The sequence below is a fragment of the Achromobacter sp. HNDS-1 genome (assembly GCF_040084795.1).
In the GTDB taxonomy this organism is placed as follows: Bacteria; Pseudomonadota; Gammaproteobacteria; order Burkholderiales; family Burkholderiaceae_B; genus Achromobacter; species Achromobacter ruhlandii.
Genome location: NZ_CP157584.1, coordinates 1,933,620 through 1,950,263, shown reverse-complemented (window position 1 = coordinate 1,950,263; position 16,644 = coordinate 1,933,620). Strand labels below are relative to the sequence as shown.

20 protein-coding genes and 1 pseudogene are annotated in these 16,644 nt (G+C 68.8%); 6 read left to right on the top strand and 15 right to left on the bottom strand.

Going from position 1 to position 16,644, the window contains the following annotated elements; all coding sequences use genetic code 11:
* Positions 1–48: 48 nt before the first annotated feature.
* The 6 genes and pseudogenes from ABFG95_RS08980 to ABFG95_RS08955 all read right to left on the bottom strand — a co-directional run.
* A pseudogene (locus tag ABFG95_RS08980) lies at positions 49–999 on the bottom strand (phosphate acetyltransferase); the annotation flags it as partial.
* Positions 990–3,470 (bottom strand): DUF3141 domain-containing protein, encoded by a 2,481-nt coding sequence (locus tag ABFG95_RS08975; protein ID WP_348995777.1) that lies wholly within the window; start codon positions 3,468–3,470, stop codon positions 990–992. The pseudogene ABFG95_RS08980 and the gene ABFG95_RS08975, both read right to left, overlap by 10 nt.
* 186 nt (positions 3,471–3,656) lie before the next feature.
* Positions 3,657–4,058, bottom strand: a complete 402-nt coding sequence (locus ABFG95_RS08970) for a VOC family protein (RefSeq protein WP_063585260.1) — start codon at positions 4,056–4,058, stop codon at positions 3,657–3,659.
* A gap of 20 nt (positions 4,059–4,078) precedes the next feature.
* Complete coding sequence (gene yfcF, locus ABFG95_RS08965) at positions 4,079–4,714, bottom strand: glutathione transferase (protein ID WP_081330442.1); 636 nt, start codon at positions 4,712–4,714, stop codon at positions 4,079–4,081.
* Positions 4,715–4,886: 172 nt separating this feature from the next.
* The gene (locus tag ABFG95_RS08960) at positions 4,887–5,216 is read right to left on the bottom strand and encodes a DHCW motif cupin fold protein (RefSeq protein ID WP_049075557.1); all 330 of its coding nucleotides are present in this window, start codon (positions 5,214–5,216) and stop codon (positions 4,887–4,889) included.
* Positions 5,217–5,278: 62 nt separating this feature from the next.
* Complete coding sequence (locus tag ABFG95_RS08955; protein WP_049078014.1) at positions 5,279–5,764, bottom strand: GNAT family N-acetyltransferase; 486 nt, start codon at positions 5,762–5,764, stop codon at positions 5,279–5,281.
* A 189-nt stretch (positions 5,765–5,953) separates the two neighbouring features.
* Here ABFG95_RS08955 and ABFG95_RS08950 point away from each other — a divergent pair, with 189 nt between their 5' ends.
* The 3 genes from ABFG95_RS08950 (at position 5,954) to ABFG95_RS08940 (ending at position 7,928) form a co-directional block, all read left to right on the top strand.
* Complete coding sequence (locus tag ABFG95_RS08950; protein ID WP_049078012.1) at positions 5,954–6,901, top strand: DnaJ C-terminal domain-containing protein; 948 nt, start codon at positions 5,954–5,956, stop codon at positions 6,899–6,901.
* 2 nt (positions 6,902–6,903) lie between these two features.
* Positions 6,904–7,218: a chaperone modulator CbpM gene (locus ABFG95_RS08945; protein WP_049075556.1), complete on the top strand. Its 315-nt coding sequence runs from the start codon at positions 6,904–6,906 to the stop codon at positions 7,216–7,218.
* A gap of 95 nt (positions 7,219–7,313) precedes the next feature.
* A complete protein-coding gene (locus ABFG95_RS08940) occupies positions 7,314–7,928 on the top strand; it encodes a glutathione S-transferase family protein (RefSeq protein WP_049075555.1) in 615 nt (204 codons plus the stop codon).
* On the opposite strand, the gene ABFG95_RS08935 is transcribed toward ABFG95_RS08940, so the two are convergent.
* The 4 genes from ABFG95_RS08935 to ABFG95_RS08920 form a co-directional block, all read right to left on the bottom strand.
* Positions 7,929–8,576: a DsbA family protein gene (locus ABFG95_RS08935; RefSeq protein WP_348995776.1), complete on the bottom strand. Its 648-nt coding sequence runs from the start codon at positions 8,574–8,576 to the stop codon at positions 7,929–7,931.
* A gap of 98 nt (positions 8,577–8,674) precedes the next feature.
* Positions 8,675–10,150 carry an inorganic phosphate transporter gene (locus tag ABFG95_RS08930; RefSeq protein ID WP_049075550.1) on the bottom strand — a complete coding sequence of 492 codons (1,476 nt, stop codon included), beginning with the start codon at positions 10,148–10,150 and terminating at the stop codon, positions 8,675–8,677.
* Positions 10,151–10,293: 143 nt separating this feature from the next.
* The gene (locus ABFG95_RS08925; protein WP_020926707.1) at positions 10,294–10,419 is read right to left on the bottom strand and encodes a hypothetical protein; all 126 of its coding nucleotides are present in this window, start codon (positions 10,417–10,419) and stop codon (positions 10,294–10,296) included.
* A gap of 37 nt (positions 10,420–10,456) precedes the next feature.
* Positions 10,457–11,581 carry a D-alanyl-lipoteichoic acid biosynthesis protein DltD gene (locus tag ABFG95_RS08920; RefSeq protein ID WP_348995775.1) on the bottom strand — a complete coding sequence of 375 codons (1,125 nt, stop codon included), beginning with the start codon at positions 11,579–11,581 and terminating at the stop codon, positions 10,457–10,459.
* A gap of 201 nt (positions 11,582–11,782) precedes the next feature.
* Here ABFG95_RS08920 and mog point away from each other — a divergent pair, with 201 nt between their 5' ends.
* Genes mog through ABFG95_RS08905 form a run of 3 tightly spaced genes read left to right on the top strand, consistent with a single transcriptional unit; the run spans position 11,783 to position 13,701 of the window.
* Positions 11,783–12,430: a molybdopterin adenylyltransferase gene (gene mog, locus ABFG95_RS08915; protein ID WP_054417215.1), complete on the top strand. Its 648-nt coding sequence runs from the start codon at positions 11,783–11,785 to the stop codon at positions 12,428–12,430.
* Positions 12,431–12,469: 39 nt separating this feature from the next.
* Entirely contained in the window at positions 12,470–12,817 is a 348-nt protein-coding gene (locus ABFG95_RS08910; protein WP_049075546.1) for a hypothetical protein, read from the top strand.
* Positions 12,817–13,701: a peptidoglycan DD-metalloendopeptidase family protein gene (locus tag ABFG95_RS08905; protein WP_348995774.1), complete on the top strand. Its 885-nt coding sequence runs from the start codon at positions 12,817–12,819 to the stop codon at positions 13,699–13,701. Before ABFG95_RS08910 ends, ABFG95_RS08905 begins: the two co-directional genes overlap by 1 nt.
* A 13-nt stretch (positions 13,702–13,714) precedes the next feature.
* Here ABFG95_RS08905 and ABFG95_RS08900 read toward each other — a convergent pair whose 3' ends face one another.
* The 5 genes from ABFG95_RS08900 to ABFG95_RS08880 all read right to left on the bottom strand — a co-directional run bounded on the left by ABFG95_RS08900 (position 13,715) and on the right by ABFG95_RS08880 (position 16,452).
* A complete protein-coding gene (locus ABFG95_RS08900; RefSeq protein WP_049075544.1) occupies positions 13,715–14,017 on the bottom strand; it encodes a hypothetical protein in 303 nt (100 codons plus the stop codon).
* A 162-nt stretch (positions 14,018–14,179) separates the two neighbouring features.
* Entirely contained in the window at positions 14,180–14,443 is a 264-nt protein-coding gene (infA, locus tag ABFG95_RS08895; protein ID WP_049075541.1) for a translation initiation factor IF-1, read from the bottom strand.
* A gap of 614 nt (positions 14,444–15,057) precedes the next feature.
* Positions 15,058–15,597 (bottom strand): SRPBCC family protein, encoded by a 540-nt coding sequence (locus tag ABFG95_RS08890; protein ID WP_049075540.1) that lies wholly within the window; start codon positions 15,595–15,597, stop codon positions 15,058–15,060.
* Positions 15,590–15,955, bottom strand: coding sequence for a metalloregulator ArsR/SmtB family transcription factor (locus tag ABFG95_RS08885; RefSeq protein WP_348995773.1), 366 nt, complete (start codon positions 15,953–15,955; stop codon positions 15,590–15,592). Before ABFG95_RS08885 ends, ABFG95_RS08890 begins: the two co-directional genes overlap by 8 nt.
* A gap of 65 nt (positions 15,956–16,020) precedes the next feature.
* The gene (locus tag ABFG95_RS08880) at positions 16,021–16,452 is read right to left on the bottom strand and encodes a GFA family protein (protein ID WP_049075536.1); all 432 of its coding nucleotides are present in this window, start codon (positions 16,450–16,452) and stop codon (positions 16,021–16,023) included.
* Between the last annotated feature and the right edge of the window lie 192 nt (positions 16,453–16,644).

The following is a 16,644-nucleotide window of genomic DNA, read 5'->3' as shown; positions in this document are numbered from 1 at the left end:
AAGGCAGGGCCGGGGCCCCGCCGCTCATTCACGGCCTGTCGGCCGGTCCTAGGCCAGCGGACGCGCCTGCTGCGTGGCCAGGTGGTGCGCGTAGATCGCCGCCACCGCGCACGACGCCAGGCGCGAGCGCGGGCTGTCGGCGCGGCTGGTCAGGATGATGGGCACGCGCGCGCCCAGCACGATGCCGGCAGCCTCGGCGTTGGCCAGGAAGGTCAGGTTCTTGGCCAGCATGTTGCCGGCTTCCAGATCGGGCACCACCAGCACCTGGGCCACGCCCGCCACCAGCGAGCGGATGCCCTTGATGCGGGCGGCATCGGGGCTGATGGCGTTGTCCAGCGCCAACGGGCCGTCCAGCACGCCGCCAGCGATCTGGCCGCGGTCGGCCATCTTGCACAGCGCGGCCGCCTCGATGGTGCTGGGGATGCTGGGCGTGACCTGCTCGACCGCCGACAGGATCGCCACGCGCGGCTCGCCCAGGCCCAGGCCGTGGTGCAGGTCGATCACGTTGCGGATGATGTCGGCCTTGGTTTCCAGGTCCGGGAAGATGTTGATGGCCGCGTCGGTGATGAACAGCGGCTCGGCGTAGGTCGGCACTTCCATGATGAACACATGGCTGATGCGGCGGCCGCTGCGCAGCCCGGTGGCGCGCGCCACCACTTCGTGCATCAGCTCGTCGGTGTGCAGGCTGCCCTTCATCAGCAGCGAGGCCTCGCCGCCGCGCACCAGCGCCACGGCGGTCTCGGCCGCGGCGTGGCTGTGCGGCGCATCGACGATGCGGGCATCGCCCAGGTTCAGCCTGTACTGCGCGGCCGTGTCGCGGATCTTGTGTTCCGGGCCCACCAGGATGGGACGCAGCAGGCCCAGGTCACGCGCTTCCAGCGCGGCCGACAGCGACGGCTCGTCGCAGGGATGGGCGATGGCGCAGGCCGCGGGCGCCAGGGTCTGGGCGCGCGCGATCAGTTTGTCGTAGTGCGTGGAGGTGGGCAGGCTCATTCCGGTTTGGCCTTGGCGGTGGCGGGTTTGCGGACGCGCGCGGGCGCGGGCTTTCTGGCGGCCGTTTTTCCAGCCGTGGCAGCCTTGACGGCGGTCTGCGGCGTGGACTTGGCGGCGGCCAGGTTAGCGGGGGCGCGGCGGGGGGAAGTCGCGGGCGCTGCGTCCCCGGCCGAGGTCGCGGCAATGCGTCTGGCCGCGGCCGGCTTCCTGGCGGCAGGCTTGCCCCCGCTGGACGGCTCCAGGCTGGCGGTCGCGGCACGCACGGCCTTGCGCGCGGCCGGCGCCGGCTCGTGTTTCTGCGCGCGGCGCGCGGCGGCCTCGAAGATCTGCTCCATCTCGGCCAGGCTGGCGCGCGCGGCGGGGCTCAGCGGCTCGGCCGCTTCCAGCACGTGCTTCATCGCTGCCAGCGCCTCGCGGATGGCGGCCGGCGACGAGCCTTCCAGCAGCTTCGGCATCGTCTGCAGCACGGCGGCCGAGTCCAGCCGCATCATCATGGCCTGGTCGCGGGTGATGTCCTTGAATTCCTGCAGCGTCATGGCGTTGCCGGCCTCGGCGCGCATCTTGCGGATCAGCGCGAAGCTGCGCTCGTCCAGGCCGCCCTCGGCGCCGGCCACGTACAGCAGCATGCGGATGGCGGCCACGCGCAGGCCGCCTTCCTGCAGCAGCGAGCGCAGTTCGGCGGCGCGCTCTTCCATGAAGCGGCGGTGTTCCGGCGACACGCCGGGGTGGCGGCGCGGCTGGCCGTCCTTGCCGCCCAGGCCGGCCAGGTCCTGCACCAGCGGCGAGCCATAGACGCTCATGAAGGTGCGCTCGTCGGCCGAATCGCGCAGTTCCTGGAAGATGTTCAGGCTGGTCTCGACCAGCTTCGAAAACATCTCCTGGGCCAGCAGGAACGGGTTGTCGGGCGATACGGGCTGCCGATGCTCCCGCACCTGCTCGGCCACCTGCGCGATCGGCGCGATCAGCGGATTGCGGTCGGACACCAGTTCATAAGGCAGGCGCAGCGGATGCAGGCGCTGGCTCCATTCGGCCGATTGCGGCGTCACCAGGGCGCGCACCCACGGCTGCACGAAGCTGCGGTACATGCCCAGGTTGATGTCGGAGATGCGGGCCACGGCGGCAAAGCGCAGGTCGTCGTCTTCCTTGCGCTCGACGATGGCGCGCACGTCGTCCATGCGGCGCTGCTCGAACGACAGCACGTAGTTGCCGTAGGCCAGGTCGGCGTTGGGCGTGTCCGGCGTCTTGTCGGTGATCTCGGCCTGGTAGATGCCGGGCGGCAGCACATCGATCATGTCGATGTTGGAGGTGAATTCCTGGTGTTCCTTGCGCGCCACGCTGCCGGACACGAAGATACCAAGGTGGCCGATGCTCTCATGCACGGCATAGACGATGGTCTGGTCGTGCGCCAGCACCTCGGCGTCGTCCTGGTACAGGTCCGGGATCCAGCCCAGCGCCTGCGGCGGCGGGGTGATGTTGTCGCCCTTGGAGCAGAACACCACGATCGGCGAGCGGATGTTGCGCAGGTCGATGCGGATGCCGTCGGACGTGACCAGCCCGGCGGTCGACAGGCGGTTGCCGACGAACAGGTTGTCGACGATGTACTGGATTTCCGGCCCGTTCAGGAACACGTGGCCGCCCCACCATTTCTCGAAGCTGAGGTAACGGCCGGCCTCGGTGTCGACCTTGGAGTACAGGTTGTACTGCTTGGACCAGAGCGTGTTGGCGGGGTTGAGGTTCTCGAAGTTCTGCACCAGCCAGGCGCCGTCGAACTTGCCGTCGCCCAGGTCGCTGGTCAGGGCGGTGAGCCAGCTGCCGCCGAGCAGCCCGCCGGCGTAGCGCATCGGGTTCATGCCGCGCCAGCCGGCCCAGTACGACAGCGGCGCGCCGGCGATGATGATGGGGCCGAACAGCTCGGGGCGCACGGCGGCGGTCATCATGATCTGCCAGCCGGCCTGGCAGTTGGCCACCACCACCGGCTTGCCCTCGGCGTCGGGGTGGCGCGCGATGATTTCTTCCAGGAAGTGGGCCTCGGCCTTCATCACGTCTTCGACGGTCTGGGTGGGCACGGGCTGCGGCAGGAAGGTGGCGAAGTAGCAGGGATGGCCGGCGCGCACCGCCACGCCGATCTCGCTTTCGGGCTTGAAGCCGCCGATGCCGGGTCCATGCCCGGCGCGCGGATCCACCACCAGGAAAGGGCGCTTGATCGGGTCGACCGCCACGCCTTCCGGCGGCTTGATGCGCAGCAGGCCGTAGTTGACCGGGCGCGGCAGTTCGCGGCCGTCCAGCACCAGTTCGTACTCCATGCTGAGCACGTTGGGGGCCCGCTTGGCCATGTGGTCGTGGTACTGGTTGCCGCGCTGGCGCATGACGTCGGCGTACAGCACGCCGCGCTGCCAGGCGTCCACGGCATATTCATAGGCGGCCGTCCAGGGGTTGAAGGACGGGGCGGGGACGCGATCGTTGCCGGATCCGGCCATGGCGATCTCCTATAGGGGTAGCACCCGGCAGCGGGTGCTACCGGACCGGTTCCTTAAGTGGAACCAGCTGACTTGACCCCCCCATTACACCTGAATGGATGTTGCATCGCAACATGGGGACGGTTGATGCAGGTCAAATGCCCGGGACTCACTGTCCCTTGTTGTTTGCGGGATCCGCGCCGCGTCTCACGGCGCGTCGTGGCAGACAGCTTCGATGCGATTGCCGGAGGGGTCCGAGAGGAAGGCGGCGTAGTAGTGGGGGTGGTAGTGCGGGCGCAATCCCGGCGCGCCCTCGTCGCGCCCGCCGTGGGCCAGGCCGGCGGCATGGAACGCGTCGACGGCGGCGCGGCTGGCGGCCTTGAAGCACCAGTGGCGGCGCGCCGGCGCCGTCGGCGAGGCCGCCGCATCGGCCTGCACGCTCAGGTAGGTATGGCCGGCATCGCCGGCGCGGCAGCGTTCGCCGTAGCCCAGCGCGTCGGCGTGGTCATAGACCTTGACCGCGCCCAGGGCGGCCATGACGGCGTCGTAGAACGGCCGGGCGCTGTCGAGCCCGGCGACGCTGATGGAGACGTGATCCAGCAATTGCATGGCGGCTCCAAGGCGAGGTGTCAGGCGCGGGCGTCCGCGTTGTGTTCCAGCCATTTGCGGACCGAGGGCCGCTGCCACTGGGTCTGGACGTAGTCGCGCAGCGGATCGGGCAGGCCGTCCTGCCACAGGCGCCGCAGCGCCACCGCCAGATCCAGGTCGGCGATGCACCAGTCGTCGAACAGGGTGGCCTGGCCCGCGCCGATCAGGGCGCCGGCCACGTGGATCAGCTTGGCCGCGGCCGCATGGCCGGCGTCGGACAGCGGTTGGCCGGCATCGCCGTAGAACACCGATTCGGTCGGCCGCTCCTGGCGCAGGGCGCCCAGGTCGCTGCGCAGCCAGGCCTGCAGTTGGCGGGCGCGGGCGCGCTCGCGCGGCTCGGCCGGGTACAGCGCGGTACAGCCCGGCGCCGGATGCAGGTCTTCCAGGTACTCGGCGATGGCGGTGGATTCGGTCAGGTTGAAGTCACCGTGGGTCAGGGCCGGCACGCGCGCGGTCAAGGCGCGGCATTGGTACGGTTGCATGCGCTGTTCGCCCGCGTCCAGGTCGATCAGGCGCACCTCGAAGGGCAGTTGTTTCTCGGCCAGCGCCACATAGGCCGACATGGCGTAGGGGCTGAGGAACTGGGAATCTACGTACAGCGTAAACGGGGCGCCCAAGTGCATCTCCGGTCAGGCGGTTGGACAATGCCCCCACGCCGCGTCTTCGGCGGGCCGCTCCTCGCGGGGAGCGTGTCATCGGGCGCCGTCATCCTGGGGCGGCTGGCGATGAAAATGGGGTGCGTAGCGCAAAGCGTAACGCAATCGAAATTTCGCGTGTCGCGCCGGCGCGTCAGTCGACGATGAACAGCCTGGCGCCGGTGGCGGTGGACGAGCGGTGCGGTTCGGCCTGGTCGGCCACCTGGTAGCTCATGCCCGGCGTTAGCACGAAGGTGCGGCCGTCTTCCAGCTCTGTGTGCAGCTCGCCTTCCAGGCAGAGCAGGATGTGACCCTTGCTGCACCAGTGGTCCGCCAGGTAGCCGGGCGTGTACTCGACCATGCGCACGCGCAGGTCGCCGAACTGGCGGGTGCGCCAGTAGGCCATGCCGGTGTCGCCGGGATGTTCGGTGGTTTCGACCTCGGACCAGTCGGTGGTGCCGAAGGGGATGTTGCTCATCTTCATGGTGTCTTGTTCCCTTGGGGGCGGCGCGCCCCAGCGCGCCGCGAAACGCTCGCCGGCGCGGCTCAGGCGGCCAGCTTCTTCTGCCAGAACATGGCGCGGCCGGTCTCCTCGTCCAGCGAATACCCTTCGTAGCCCAGCTTGCGATACAGGCCCTGGGCCACGGCGTTGCCCTCCAGCACTTCCAGCGTGATCTTGCAGCAGTCCAGCTGGCGGGCGCGGTCTTCCAGCGCGGCCAGCAGCTGCTTGCCCACGCCCTGGCCCTGGAACCGCGGCGACACGGCCAGGTCATGCAGATTCACCAGCGGGCGGCAGGCGAAGGTCGAGAAGCCTTCCATATAGACGGCCACGCCCGCCACCGCGCCGTCGATCCGCGCCAGCAGGGCGCGCGCCGTCGGCCGCTTGGCCAGTTCCGCGATCAGGTTGCGCTGGGCGTGCTCGGGCAGCGGCGTGTTGCCGCCCATGGGGCCGTTGGCGTATTCGTTGAGCATGGCCAGCACCTGCTGGCCGTGTTCCGGGTTGTTGAAGTCGACGTCGATGATTTCCAGCACGATCGGTTCCTGTTCGTTGGCGATGCCTGCCCCGCCTGGCGGCGGACGCGGCAACCGTCCATTATGCGCGAAGCCGCGCGACTGACGAAACGCATTGAAAAATCGCACCGCAACCCCTATCTTCTTTCCATTCAGGGCCGAATCCGGCGCGAGCCGCCTTTGGCTGCAACCCTTACCATGGGCTGGGAAATGGAGTTCAAGGACTACTACAGCATTCTTGGTGTGGAGCGCGGCGCCTCCGAAGACGAAATCCGGCGCTCCTACCGCAAGCTCGCCCGCAAATACCACCCCGACGTCAGCAAGGAAAGCGACGCCGAGGCGCGCATGCGCGACGTCAACGAAGCCTACGATGTGCTGCGCGACAAGGAAAAGCGCGAGGCCTATGACAATCTTGCGGCCGGCGTGTCGCCGGGCGGAGGGTTCCAGCCGCCGCCGGGCTGGGATGAGGGCTTCGAGTTCCACCGCGGCCCGGCGTCGGGCGAAGAGGCCCAGTTCAGCGAGTTCTTCTCGTCGCTGTTCGGCGGCCGCGGCCGCCGCGGGCCGGCCTCGGGCCACGAGCAGGAATTCCGCGCGCGCGGCGACGACCATCACGCCGCGATCGAGGTCGACCTGGAAGACGCGCTGAAAGGCGCCACCCGCGACATCAGCCTGCGCTCCATGCAGGTCGACGACCACGGTCGCCCGCAGATGCAGACCCGCACGCTCAGCGTGCGGATTCCGCCGGGCGTGCGCGAAGGCCAGTTCATCCGCCTGGCCGGGCAGGGCATGCCGGGTTACGGCGGCGGCGAGAACGGCGACCTCTACCTGGAGGTGCGCTTCAAGCCGCATCCCCGCTACCGCGCCGAAGGCCGCGACCTGTACATGACGCTGCCGGTAGCGCCCTGGGAAGCGGCGCTGGGCGCCAAGGTCAATGCGCCGACGCCGGGCGGCACGGTCGAGGTGTCGGTGCCCGCCGGGTCCGGCAACGGCCGCAAGCTGCGGCTGCGCGGCCGCGGCATCCCGGGCGATCCGCCCGGCGACCTGTACCTGGTGCTTGAACTGGCGTTGCCGCCGGCCGACACCGAAGCGGCCAAGGAGGCCTACCGCAAGATGCAGCAAGATCTGCCGTTCAACCCGCGGCGCCACCTGGGGGTCTGATCATGAAGAAAGTCGTCATCAGCAGCGCCACCGTGGTGGGCAAGTCGCAACCGCTCAGCGCCGACGAACTGGCCCGCGCCTGCGGCGCCGAGGTCGAATGGGTCGCGCAATTGGTCGAGGTCGGCATTGTCGACGCCAGCGGTCAGCGCCCGGCCGAGTGGCGCTTCTACAGTGTCGACCTGCAGCGCGCGCTGCACGCGCGCCGCCTGGAGCGAGACTTCGGCGCCGGCCTGGACGCGGTTGCCCTGATCCTGGACCTGAGCCAGGAAGTGCGCCGCCTGAAAGCGCAACTGCGCGCGCTGGGCGCCGACGAATAGGACACGCGCGGCGGTCGGGGACAGTGCTGGCCCCGGTGGGGCGGCCTGCGGCACAATGATCGCCAGGGCCGCGCCCCGGCCCCAGGAGACCGCCCATGCTGACCCTCTATCACGCGCCGCGCTCGCGCTCGTTCCGCATCCTCTGGCTGCTGGAAGAGCTGGGCGTGCCCTACGACACCGAGATGGTGTCGATCCGCCGCCGCGACGGTTCCGGCCACATCCCGCCCGATTACATCGACATCCATCCGCATGGCAAGGTGCCGGCGCTGGTGCACGATGGGGTGCCTGTGTTCGAGACCCCCGCCATCGCGCTCTACCTGACCGACCTGTATCCGCAGGCGGGCCTGGGCCCCGTGGTGGGCGATCCGCAGCGCGGCCCCTACCTGACCTGGCTGGCCTATTCCACCGGCGTGTTCGAGCCGGCCATGACGGAACGCGCCTTCAAGACGGCGCACCAGCAGGGCTCGATGGGATGGGGCTCGGCCGACGAGGTCGAGCAGGTCGTGACCCGCGTGCTGCAGTCGCGCGCGTATTTCCTGGGCGAGCATTTCAGCGCCGTCGACATCGTGCTGGGCGGCGCCCTGCAGTTCATGATGCAGGTGAAGCTGATCGCCGAGAATCCGGTGTTCTCGGCCTATGCCGAACGGCTGGCGGCGCGTCCGGCAATGCACCGCGCGCTGCAGCGCGACGGCGACATCGGCGAGGCCTGATCACGTCAGGCGCTGGCGCAGGTCCGCCTGCCATTGCAACGGGCGGCCCAGGAAGCGGGCGGGTTCCAGCAGCTCAAAGACGCCGTTCCGTTCCAGCGCCAGCGTCGGGAAGCCCGAGCCCCGAACCCGCGCGAGCCATTCGCGGCTCTGCGCGATGTGGCGCTCGGTGGCCGCGCCCTCGGTGGCGGCATAGGCGGCCTGGAAGGCCGCCTCGTCCAGCCCGATCTCCACCGCCAGGCGGCGCAGCTCGGCGGGATCGGCGATGCGCCGGCCTTCGATGTAATGGGCCTGCTGCAGCCGGTGCAGCAGGTCCAGGCCGCGGCCCGCCAGCGCCTGCGCGGCCAGGATGGCGGTGGTCGGCGGCGCCGAGTCGAACACCGCGCCGCTGTCGCGCAGCAGGCCGTCGAAATAGTCCGGGCCGAACACCTGGCCAGTGAGGCTGGCGATGCGTTCGTCGTGCGGCATGACGTAACGGCGCAACGCCTCGGTGACGGGCTGGCGGTTGCCGCCGGTCATCATGCCGCCGCCATGGGCCTCGATCGTCAGGCCGCTGATGCCGCGGGCGGCCTGCACCAGCGGCGCGGCGCCATAGCACCAGCCGCAGAGCGGGTCGTAGATGTAATGCAGGATGGGGGAAGGGGTAGCCATGGCGCCATCGTAGAGGCGCCTGCGCGCCGGGCATAGCCCCGCGCGGTAGCCACAGTGTTGCGCCGGCCGGGCAGATGGTCCGCCCGGCCGGACCAGGGTCAGCCGGCGATCTGCACGCCGACCCAGAACAGGCCGGCCGCCAGCAGCATCGAGGCGGGCAGGGTCAGGATCCAGGCCAGCAGGATGTTGCGCACCGTGCCGCCCTGCAGGCCGCTCTTGTTGGCGATCATGGTGCCTGCCACGCCGGACGACAGCACGTGGGTGGTGGACACCGGCAGGCTGAAGACGTTGGCCAGGCCGATGGCGCCGACAGCGGTCAGCTGCGCCGACATGCCCTGGGCGTAGGTCATGCCCTGCTTGCCGATTTTTTCGCCCACCGTCAGCACCACGCGGCGCCAGCCGACCATGGTGCCGGCGCCCAGCGCCAGGGCCACCGCCACGATCACCCAGAAGGGCGCGTACTCGGTGGTGGCGGTCAGGTCGGCGCGCAGGCGTTGCAGGTCGGTGCGCTCGCGTGCCGGCAGGCCCTCGATGCGGGCCACCTTCTTGGCGGTGTCGTCCAGGCACAGCAGGTAGCGGCGCACATCGATGCGCTTGGCGGCGGGCAGGTCGGCGTAGTTGCTGACGCCGTGCAGGTCGGCCTGCAGCGCGTCGATGGTGGGCAGGGTCAATTCCGGATCGCAGCGGAAATTGCGCGGCAGGTCCGAGGCGGAGCCGGCGCGCTTGAGCGCCAGGAAGTCGCCCAGCATGGCTTCGTTGCGCTGGTAGAACGCGCTCAGGTGGGTGGCGGCGTCGCGCGTGCGCTCGATCTGGTAGGTGGTGCTATTGGTGTCGAGCACGAAGTTGGCGGGCACGATGCCGATCAGCACCAGCATGATCAGGCCGATGCCTTTCTGGCCGTCGTTCGACCCGTGCACGAAGCTCACGCCCATGGCCGACAGCACAAGCACCAGGCGGTTCCAGAACGGCGGGTGCTTCTTGTTGTCGATGGCGCGGCGCTGCTCGGGCGTCTTGTGCATTTTCGACAGCGGCAGCCAGCGCTTGAGCGCCAGCAGCAGGCCGCCGGCCACCAGGAAGCCGGCCACCGGCGACACCACCAGGGAGGCGCCGATGTCGATCGCCTTGCCCCAGTTCACGCCGTCGGCCAGCGGCAGGTCGGTGATCAGCGCATTGGCCAGGCCCACGCCCAGTATCGAGCCGATCAGCGTGTGCGAGCTGGAGGCGGGGATGCCGAAATACCAGGTGCCCAGGTTCCAGGCGATGGCCGCGGCCAGCATGGCGAACACCATGGCCAGCCCGCGTCCGGTATCGACGTTGATCAGCAGTTCCACCGGCAGCAGGTGGACGATGGCGTAGGCCACGCCCACGCCGCCCAGCAGCACGCCGAGGAAGTTGAAAATGCCGGAGAGCACCACCGCCAGGTGCGGGGGCATGGCCTTGGTGTAGATGACCGTCGCGACGGCGTTCGCCGTGTCGTGGAAGCCATTGATGAATTCGAAAGCCAGGACGAACGTCAGGGCCAGTGCAAGGCTGAGGCCAACCCAGAGGTCGAGGCCATGAAAGAGGGTGGACATGGAGGCGGGGGAGGTTCCGGCGGAGGCCCAGATTATTACAGATTTGTGACCTGTCCCCGGTTGCTTCAGGCAACTTTCGCCGTTCCCCGTGTCCGGCAAACCGACCGCCCGCCCCCGGCGGCCAGCGCCGCCGGCGCGGCAAGCTAGAACTTCTGGTACTGGAACTCGATTTCCAGCGGTTTGCCCAGGTTGGCCGAGGTGTCGGCCTGGATCATCATGACCGCCAGCAGGCCCAGGTAGAGCAGGCACAGCCACAGGGTTTTTCTCATCGCGCGGTGTCCTTGTTCGGGGATAGGGGAGCCGGGCTCATGGGCGAAAGACCTCGGCGATGCGCTGGTTGACCCGCAGCCAGCCCAGTTCGCCCAGGTGCTGCACGTCGCGCAGGGTGCCGATTTCGTAGGGCGCGTCGTACATGTTCATGCAGGCCATGGCGTAGCGCGCGCACAGCGCGTCGACCTGGCGCTGGATGGGGCCGAAGCGGTCCAGGTCCTTGAACACCAGCGGGTGCAGCGGCTGCATCACGAACAGCGCGTCGACACCGTGGTTGCGCAGCAGCCGCATCAGCGCCTCCAGCTCGCGCAATTCGTCCTTGCCGGTCAGCGGCCGCGGCAGGAAGGCGGTCTTGCCGCCGGCCGGCACCGCCTGCAGGTACTTATCGAAGAATTCGTCGCGCACGGCGTAGCGGTTGCGCGTCATCTGCGTCTGCTCGGCCTCCTGCGCCTCGCGCGCCAGGGCGTCCCAGTCGACCACCCGGGCCGCGGCCGTCGGGCCCTCGGCTTCCGCCTCGGGCGCGGGCGCCGCATGGGCAGGCGTCCACAGGTCGACCAGCCGCTGGCGGAACACATAGGCCTGTTCGGCCGCCATCGACCACGCCACCCGGGCGTCGCCCTTGTCGCGCAGCCAGCGCGCCAGTTGTTCGCGGCCTTCGGGCTGGCGCACCAGGCGCGGCAGCAGCGGGTTGGCGTGTTCGCGGAATTCATCCGGCCCCAGGCCGCCGTCGCCATCGAACCAGCCGGGCGACACCATGACCACCACGCGCGAGGCCGGTGACAGGTCATCCGCCAGCGCCGCCAGCACCAGTTGCATGCCGAGCGACTGGAAGCCCGAATGGCCGTAGGCCATGACCGGCATGCGCAGTTCGTCGGCCAGGAAGCGGTAGGGCACGAAGCGCAGATCGGTGCTGGTCAGCTCGGACGAGCCCAGCACCACCAGGCGGTCGCCGGTGCGCAGCGCCTGGCTCAGGCGCGACAGGTTGCGGGTCTGGTCCTGCAGGGTGTTGCCGAGGTTGTGGATATAGACGCCGGTGGCCGCGGCCGGCGCCGGGCCGGTGCGCAGCGCCAGCGTATGCCAGGCGCCCCAGCCCGCGGCCAGCGCGACCGCCAGGGCCAGCGCCGCCGCCAGCGCATGCTGCCCGAGGGTGCGTGTGAACATGAGAAACCAGGAAGGCGCGGCGCGCGGGTCGGGGTGGAAGAAGAGAATGTGAGCGGATGTTAGCCAGCCGCCATGAGCGCGACAAGCGCGCAAACCCGGGGATTCCCCTTTTTGCCACAAGAGCGGGGCCGGCCGCCGCCAGGCCGGCCGGCGGAGAATGCGATAGCATCCCTTGTCCGACTTCCTTTGCGCCCGTATCCCATGACCGCTCCCGCCCGCATCGCCCGCCGCCATCCCGACGAACTGATCATCGGCCTGGTGTCGATCTCCGACCGCGCCTCGGCCGGCGCCTACCAGGATCAGGGGCTGCCCGCCCTGCGTGAATGGCTGGACGGGGCGCTGGCCTCGCCCTGGCAGGCGGTGGACCGGCTGATCCCGGACGAGGCCGCGCGCATTTCCGAGACGCTCATCGAGCTGGTCGACACCTGCGCCTGCGACCTGGTCCTGACCACCGGCGGCACCGGCCCGTCGCGGCGCGACGTGACGCCCGAGGCCACGCTGGCGGTGGGCACCAAGGAAATGCCGGGCTTCGGCGAGCAGATGCGCCAGATCAGCCTGCGCTTCGTGCCCACGGCGATCCTGTCGCGGCAGGTCGCCGTCATCCGCGAACGGCCATCGCATGCCGCGCTGATCGTCAACCTGCCGGGCCAGCCCAAGGCGATCCGCGAGACTCTCGAAGGCCTGCGCGCCGACGACGGCTCGGTGCTGGTGCCGGGCATCTTCGCCGCCATTCCCTATTGCATCGACCTGATCGGCGGTCCGTATGCCGAGACCCGTCCCGAGGTCATCGCCGCTTTCCGCCCCAAGTCGGCGCGCCGGCCGCAACCGTCGCCGGACGCTGCGGTATAGTTGGCCGCCTCTTTCCATTGATTGCCAGAGAGTCCAGATATGAAGGTCCGCACCGCCTTGTCCCTTGCCACCGTCGTGCTCGCCGTGTCGGCTTGCGCCAACGTCAAAGACGTCCGCGACCGTGATCCGGTGTTCTACGGGTCGACCCAGCGCACGGCCGAGGACTACACCAACTGCGTGGCCGACGCCTGGAAAAGCCTGAACGTGAATTTCGAGCGCAAGCCGGTGCGCAATGGCTTCGAGCTGATCCAGTCGGACAGCCTGGGCGTCGAGGCGGTGCTGACCACCACCACCTGGAAGGGCAAGACCGAGGCCCGCCTGTCGACTCGTATTGCGCGGCGCGACCAGAGCCTGATCGAACCCGCCAACCTGTGTCTGCAACAGTGATGCCGCAACGCCGAGACATACTGCGGCTGGGCCTGGCCGCGGCGGCCGTGTGCCTGGCCCTGCCGGCGCGCGCCAAGCAGGCGCCGGCCCCGCAGCCGGGCGGCTTCGTCAGCCGCAAGCTCAATGCGCCGGTGCCGGGCGGCGTTGCCGTGCTGGCGCTGGGCGACGCCGCGACGGCGCCCGAGGTCACCTACCGCGACCGCCGCGTGCTGGTGGTGCGCGAGGATGGCAGGCAATGGATCGCCGTGGTCGGCATTCCGCTGGCGGTCAAGCCCGGCCAGCAGGAAATAGCCGTGCGCGATGGCGCGGGCACGCGCCAGTTGCCGTTCACCGTGCGCGCCAAGGAGTACGTGGCGCAACACATCACGCTGAAAAACCCGCGCCAGGTCAACCCCGATCCCGACGACATGAAGCGCATCGAGCGCGAAATGGCCGAACAGAGCGCCGCCAACCGCGCCTATCGCGCCGGCGTCACGCCCAGCAATCTGTTGCTGGACCGGCCCGTCAGCGGCGGCCGGCTGTCCAGTCCGTTCGGGCTGCGCCGCTTCTTCAACGGCGAAGAGCGCAATCCGCACTCCGGCCTGGATTTCGCGGTGCCGGCTGGCACGCCGATCAAGGCGCCGGCCGCGGGCGTGGTGTCGCTGGTGGGGGATTATTTCTTCAACGGCAAAACCGTGTTCCTGGACCATGGACAGGGCTTCGTCAGCATGTTCTGCCACATGTCGGCGATCGACGTGAAGGTGGGCGACACGGTCGCCCGGGGCGGGGTGGTGGGCAAGGTTGGCGCCACGGGCCGGGCCACCGGTCCGCACCTGCACTGGAATGTCAGCCTGAACGATGCGCGGGTCGATCCCGCCATCTTCATCGGCGCGTTCAAACCCTGAGCGGGCACGGCCCTCAGGCGGGCGTGGCGGCCTGGGCCGGCTGCTGCAGCGCGATGCGGTGCAGGATGTACTGGTGCATGCGCTCGGCGTAGCGCATCTTTTCCAGCATGTCGTGCAACTGCACTTCCTGTTCGTCCAGGCAGTTGTCGTACTTGATCTTGGCTTCCGCGTAGGTCAGGCCGGTGTTGCGCAGGCTGTTGATGAACGCTTCACGCGATTGATGCAGCAGGCGCAGGCCTTCCTCCCCCTTGGCGAAGCGTCTTCGCGTCAGGGAAAGCTGGTCGGCCGCGTCTTTCAGTTCCTGTGTCAGATCCATCTTGCTGCGTCATGCGTGTTCCGCCGGGCGTGGCGCCGGAGGAGCGCCATTCTTTCACGAACCGGGGTCTTGCGCATTACTACGGCATGGCGCGCGCGAGTTTAAGCCCGCGAGGCGCCCGCCGTGGGGGGCGACAGGCCGGCGGGCGCCGGCCGTCGCCGATCAGCGGCGGTGCTGCGGGGGACGGCTCGGGGCGGGACCGCGTTCGTCCTTGTGGCGGAAGTTGATGCGGCCCTTGGTCAGGTCGTACGGCGACATTTCCAGGGTGACGCGGTCACCGGCCAGGATGCGGATGCGGTGCTTGCGGATGCGGCCGGAGGCGTAGGCGCCCACTTCGATGCCGTTGTCCAGGGTGACGCGGTAGCGGCTATCGGGCAGCACTTCGTCGACGATGCCGTCCAGTTCGATGAGTTCTTCTTTAGCCATTCTCTACTCCTTGATCAATACGCGCCGCCATGCCGTCGGCATGGCGCGCCACCCGGGGATGGCGAGCGCGTCGGACTCTGTTGGCCAGGTCCAGCGGTTGAACGTAAAACGTCCGGGCAAGCGCGGGTATGGGCCACGGCATCCCAAGTGGATGTCTGAAATGACGGATACTCGCGCCGCGAGGGCTGTGTGCGCGTGATGCGCAGCTTGGTCGCGGATCGGCGCTTGTGGCGCGTCGCCGGAAGAAGCGGGTTGGAGTGTCTGCTGCGATACCGGGCGACGCGGTTGCGCCACGGGGCAAGGGCAGGTTTCACCCAAGAAAACCGGTTGCAGCGTTGCAGGAATGCCGGGCGAAAGTCCGGCATGGCCCGCGACTGCGGGCAGGTACTCAGACTGCCACCGAAGGTTGGCACTCAATGTCGTGAACGAAGCCCGGTTTTTGCGGAAAAATCACGGACTTATGTTACTGCAAAGCGCAATGATTAGCCAGTTTTTATCTGCCGGGATGGCGTGATAGTTGCTATTGAACGACTGCCCGGCGGCGGATCCGGCCGTGGCAGTAGCGGCTGGCGCTTTCCCCGCGCCGGCGGGCGCGGGGCGGAGGGCATGGTCCCTTATTGCGCGGGGATGCGCGCCTGGTAGTCCTTCTCCCAACGCAGCAGCGCCGACCAGAACGGGCCCGGCTCGCGGCCCGCCAGGCGCGCGGACAGCACGCCCAGGTGCGCATGCCAGCCGCCCGCGACATCGATCATGTCGGCGCGCGAGGCCAGCTTGCGATGGGTCAGCACCAGGCGGGTGCCGTCGCCTTCCGGCGACAGCTCGAACGTCACCTCCGAAGGCTGGCCCTGCGAGCCCCCCCAGGTGAACGCCAGCAGCCGCGGCGGCTCGCAACGGGTGATGAGGCCATGGGTGGTGACACCGTTTTCATAGGGCTTGTAGGGCTCGGGCGTGGGCTCGGCCACGGACGACAGGTCGGCGTGCACGAAGCGCAGCGTGACGCCGCCGCCTTCGCGCAGTTCCATGTCGCCGCTTGCCAGCCATTGCCCGCGCTTGTCGGGTTCGGTCAGGAAGGCCCAGACCCGTTCCACGCTGGCGGGCAGGATGCGGGTAAAGCAAAGGGACGCGGGGCTGGTGACGACACCGTAATCACTCATGTTGGCTCTCCTGGGAGGCGGTCGGGGGCGCATGGGCGGCCAGCGCGGCTTCAAGCGCATCCAGCCGGCCCGACCAGAAATGTTCATAGAAGCGCAGCCATTGCATGGCTTCGGCCATCGGGGCCGGATTCAGGCTGCACACGTGGCTGCGGCCGTTGACGGTCCGCCGCAGCAGGCCGGCCCGTTCCAGCGCCTGCACGTGCTTGGAGGCGCCGGCGAAACTCATGCGCAGGGGCGCGGCCAGTTCACCGATGGTCCGGTCTCCGCCGGCCAGGCGCTGCAGCATGTCGCGGCGCGTGGGATCGGCCAGCGCGCGAAAGACGGCATCCAGGGACGGGGGAGGCAGTGATTCAACCATGAGGTTGAATATATCCCGCCTTGCCGTTTCAATTCAACTGTCTGGTTGAATTTCTGTGTAACCGTTCAGGTGACCGCGTGCGGCAGGGACGTTTCGGCGCCTTCGAACGCGTCCGGGTATTGCGGCAGGGTGTCGGTGATGTCGAACCAGGGCGCCTTGTTCGCCACATGACAGTGCGCGCCTGGCTTGATGCCGGGGTCATCGTCCAGGGCGCCCAGGGGCAGGCCGTAGATGTCGGGCGTCTGGTCGAAGCGGCTGAGCAGCGGCGTGCCGCAGGCCTCGCAGAAGCCACGGTAGTTGCCCGGCGACGAGCAATACCAGGTGACGTGGCTTTCCCCCTTGGTCCAGGCGAAGTCGCTGGCCTGCACGGTGGCGCGGCTGCGGAACGCGGCGCCATGCGACTTGCGGCACATGGCGCAATGGCAATTGAGCGCGTCGGTGAGCGGGCCGGTGATCTGGTAGGCAACACGGCCGCAAAGGCAGGAACCGTTGAGCATGATGACCGCCTGTCGAAAGGGGGGATTGTTTGAATATACCCGCCACCCGCGACGGTGGCGCGGCCTTATGTGACGGATGTCTTTCAGTCGGTTGCCATGGCCCCTATTTTCCGCCAAATGATTCGATTCCCGGGTCATCGCGCTGTCATGCCGCGAAAACAGAATGCGCGAATGAACCATTCCAAGGGGATT

Bases quoted from the DNA above. Each gene is read 5' to 3' on its own strand.
- ABFG95_RS08975 (WP_348995777.1), bottom strand. From the start codon at position 3,470: ATGGCCGGATCCGGCAACGATCGCGTCCCCGCCCCGTCCTTCAACCCC.
- ABFG95_RS08970 (WP_063585260.1), bottom strand. From the start codon at position 4,058: ATGCAATTGCTGGATCACGTCTCCATCAGCGTCGCCGGGCTCGACAGC.
- ABFG95_RS08960 (WP_049075557.1), bottom strand. From the start codon at position 5,216: ATGAAGATGAGCAACATCCCCTTCGGCACCACCGACTGGTCCGAGGTC.
- ABFG95_RS08950 (WP_049078012.1), top strand. From the start codon at position 5,954: ATGGAGTTCAAGGACTACTACAGCATTCTTGGTGTGGAGCGCGGCGCC.
- ABFG95_RS08945 (WP_049075556.1), top strand. From the start codon at position 6,904: ATGAAGAAAGTCGTCATCAGCAGCGCCACCGTGGTGGGCAAGTCGCAA.
- ABFG95_RS08940 (WP_049075555.1), top strand. From the start codon at position 7,314: ATGCTGACCCTCTATCACGCGCCGCGCTCGCGCTCGTTCCGCATCCTC.
- ABFG95_RS08935 (WP_348995776.1), bottom strand. From the start codon at position 8,576: ATGGCTACCCCTTCCCCCATCCTGCATTACATCTACGACCCGCTCTGC.
- ABFG95_RS08930 (WP_049075550.1), bottom strand. From the start codon at position 10,150: ATGTCCACCCTCTTTCATGGCCTCGACCTCTGGGTTGGCCTCAGCCTT.
- ABFG95_RS08925 (WP_020926707.1), bottom strand. From the start codon at position 10,419: ATGAGAAAAACCCTGTGGCTGTGCCTGCTCTACCTGGGCCTGCTGGCG.
- ABFG95_RS08920 (WP_348995775.1), bottom strand. From the start codon at position 11,581: ATGTTCACACGCACCCTCGGGCAGCATGCGCTGGCGGCGGCGCTGGCC.
- mog (WP_054417215.1), top strand. From the start codon at position 11,783: ATGACCGCTCCCGCCCGCATCGCCCGCCGCCATCCCGACGAACTGATC.
- ABFG95_RS08910 (WP_049075546.1), top strand. From the start codon at position 12,470: ATGAAGGTCCGCACCGCCTTGTCCCTTGCCACCGTCGTGCTCGCCGTG.
- ABFG95_RS08905 (WP_348995774.1), top strand. From the start codon at position 12,817: ATGCCGCAACGCCGAGACATACTGCGGCTGGGCCTGGCCGCGGCGGCC.
- ABFG95_RS08900 (WP_049075544.1), bottom strand. From the start codon at position 14,017: ATGGATCTGACACAGGAACTGAAAGACGCGGCCGACCAGCTTTCCCTG.
- infA (WP_049075541.1), bottom strand. From the start codon at position 14,443: ATGGCTAAAGAAGAACTCATCGAACTGGACGGCATCGTCGACGAAGTG.
- ABFG95_RS08890 (WP_049075540.1), bottom strand. From the start codon at position 15,597: ATGAGTGATTACGGTGTCGTCACCAGCCCCGCGTCCCTTTGCTTTACC.
- ABFG95_RS08885 (WP_348995773.1), bottom strand. From the start codon at position 15,955: ATGGTTGAATCACTGCCTCCCCCGTCCCTGGATGCCGTCTTTCGCGCG.
- ABFG95_RS08880 (WP_049075536.1), bottom strand. From the start codon at position 16,452: ATGCTCAACGGTTCCTGCCTTTGCGGCCGTGTTGCCTACCAGATCACC.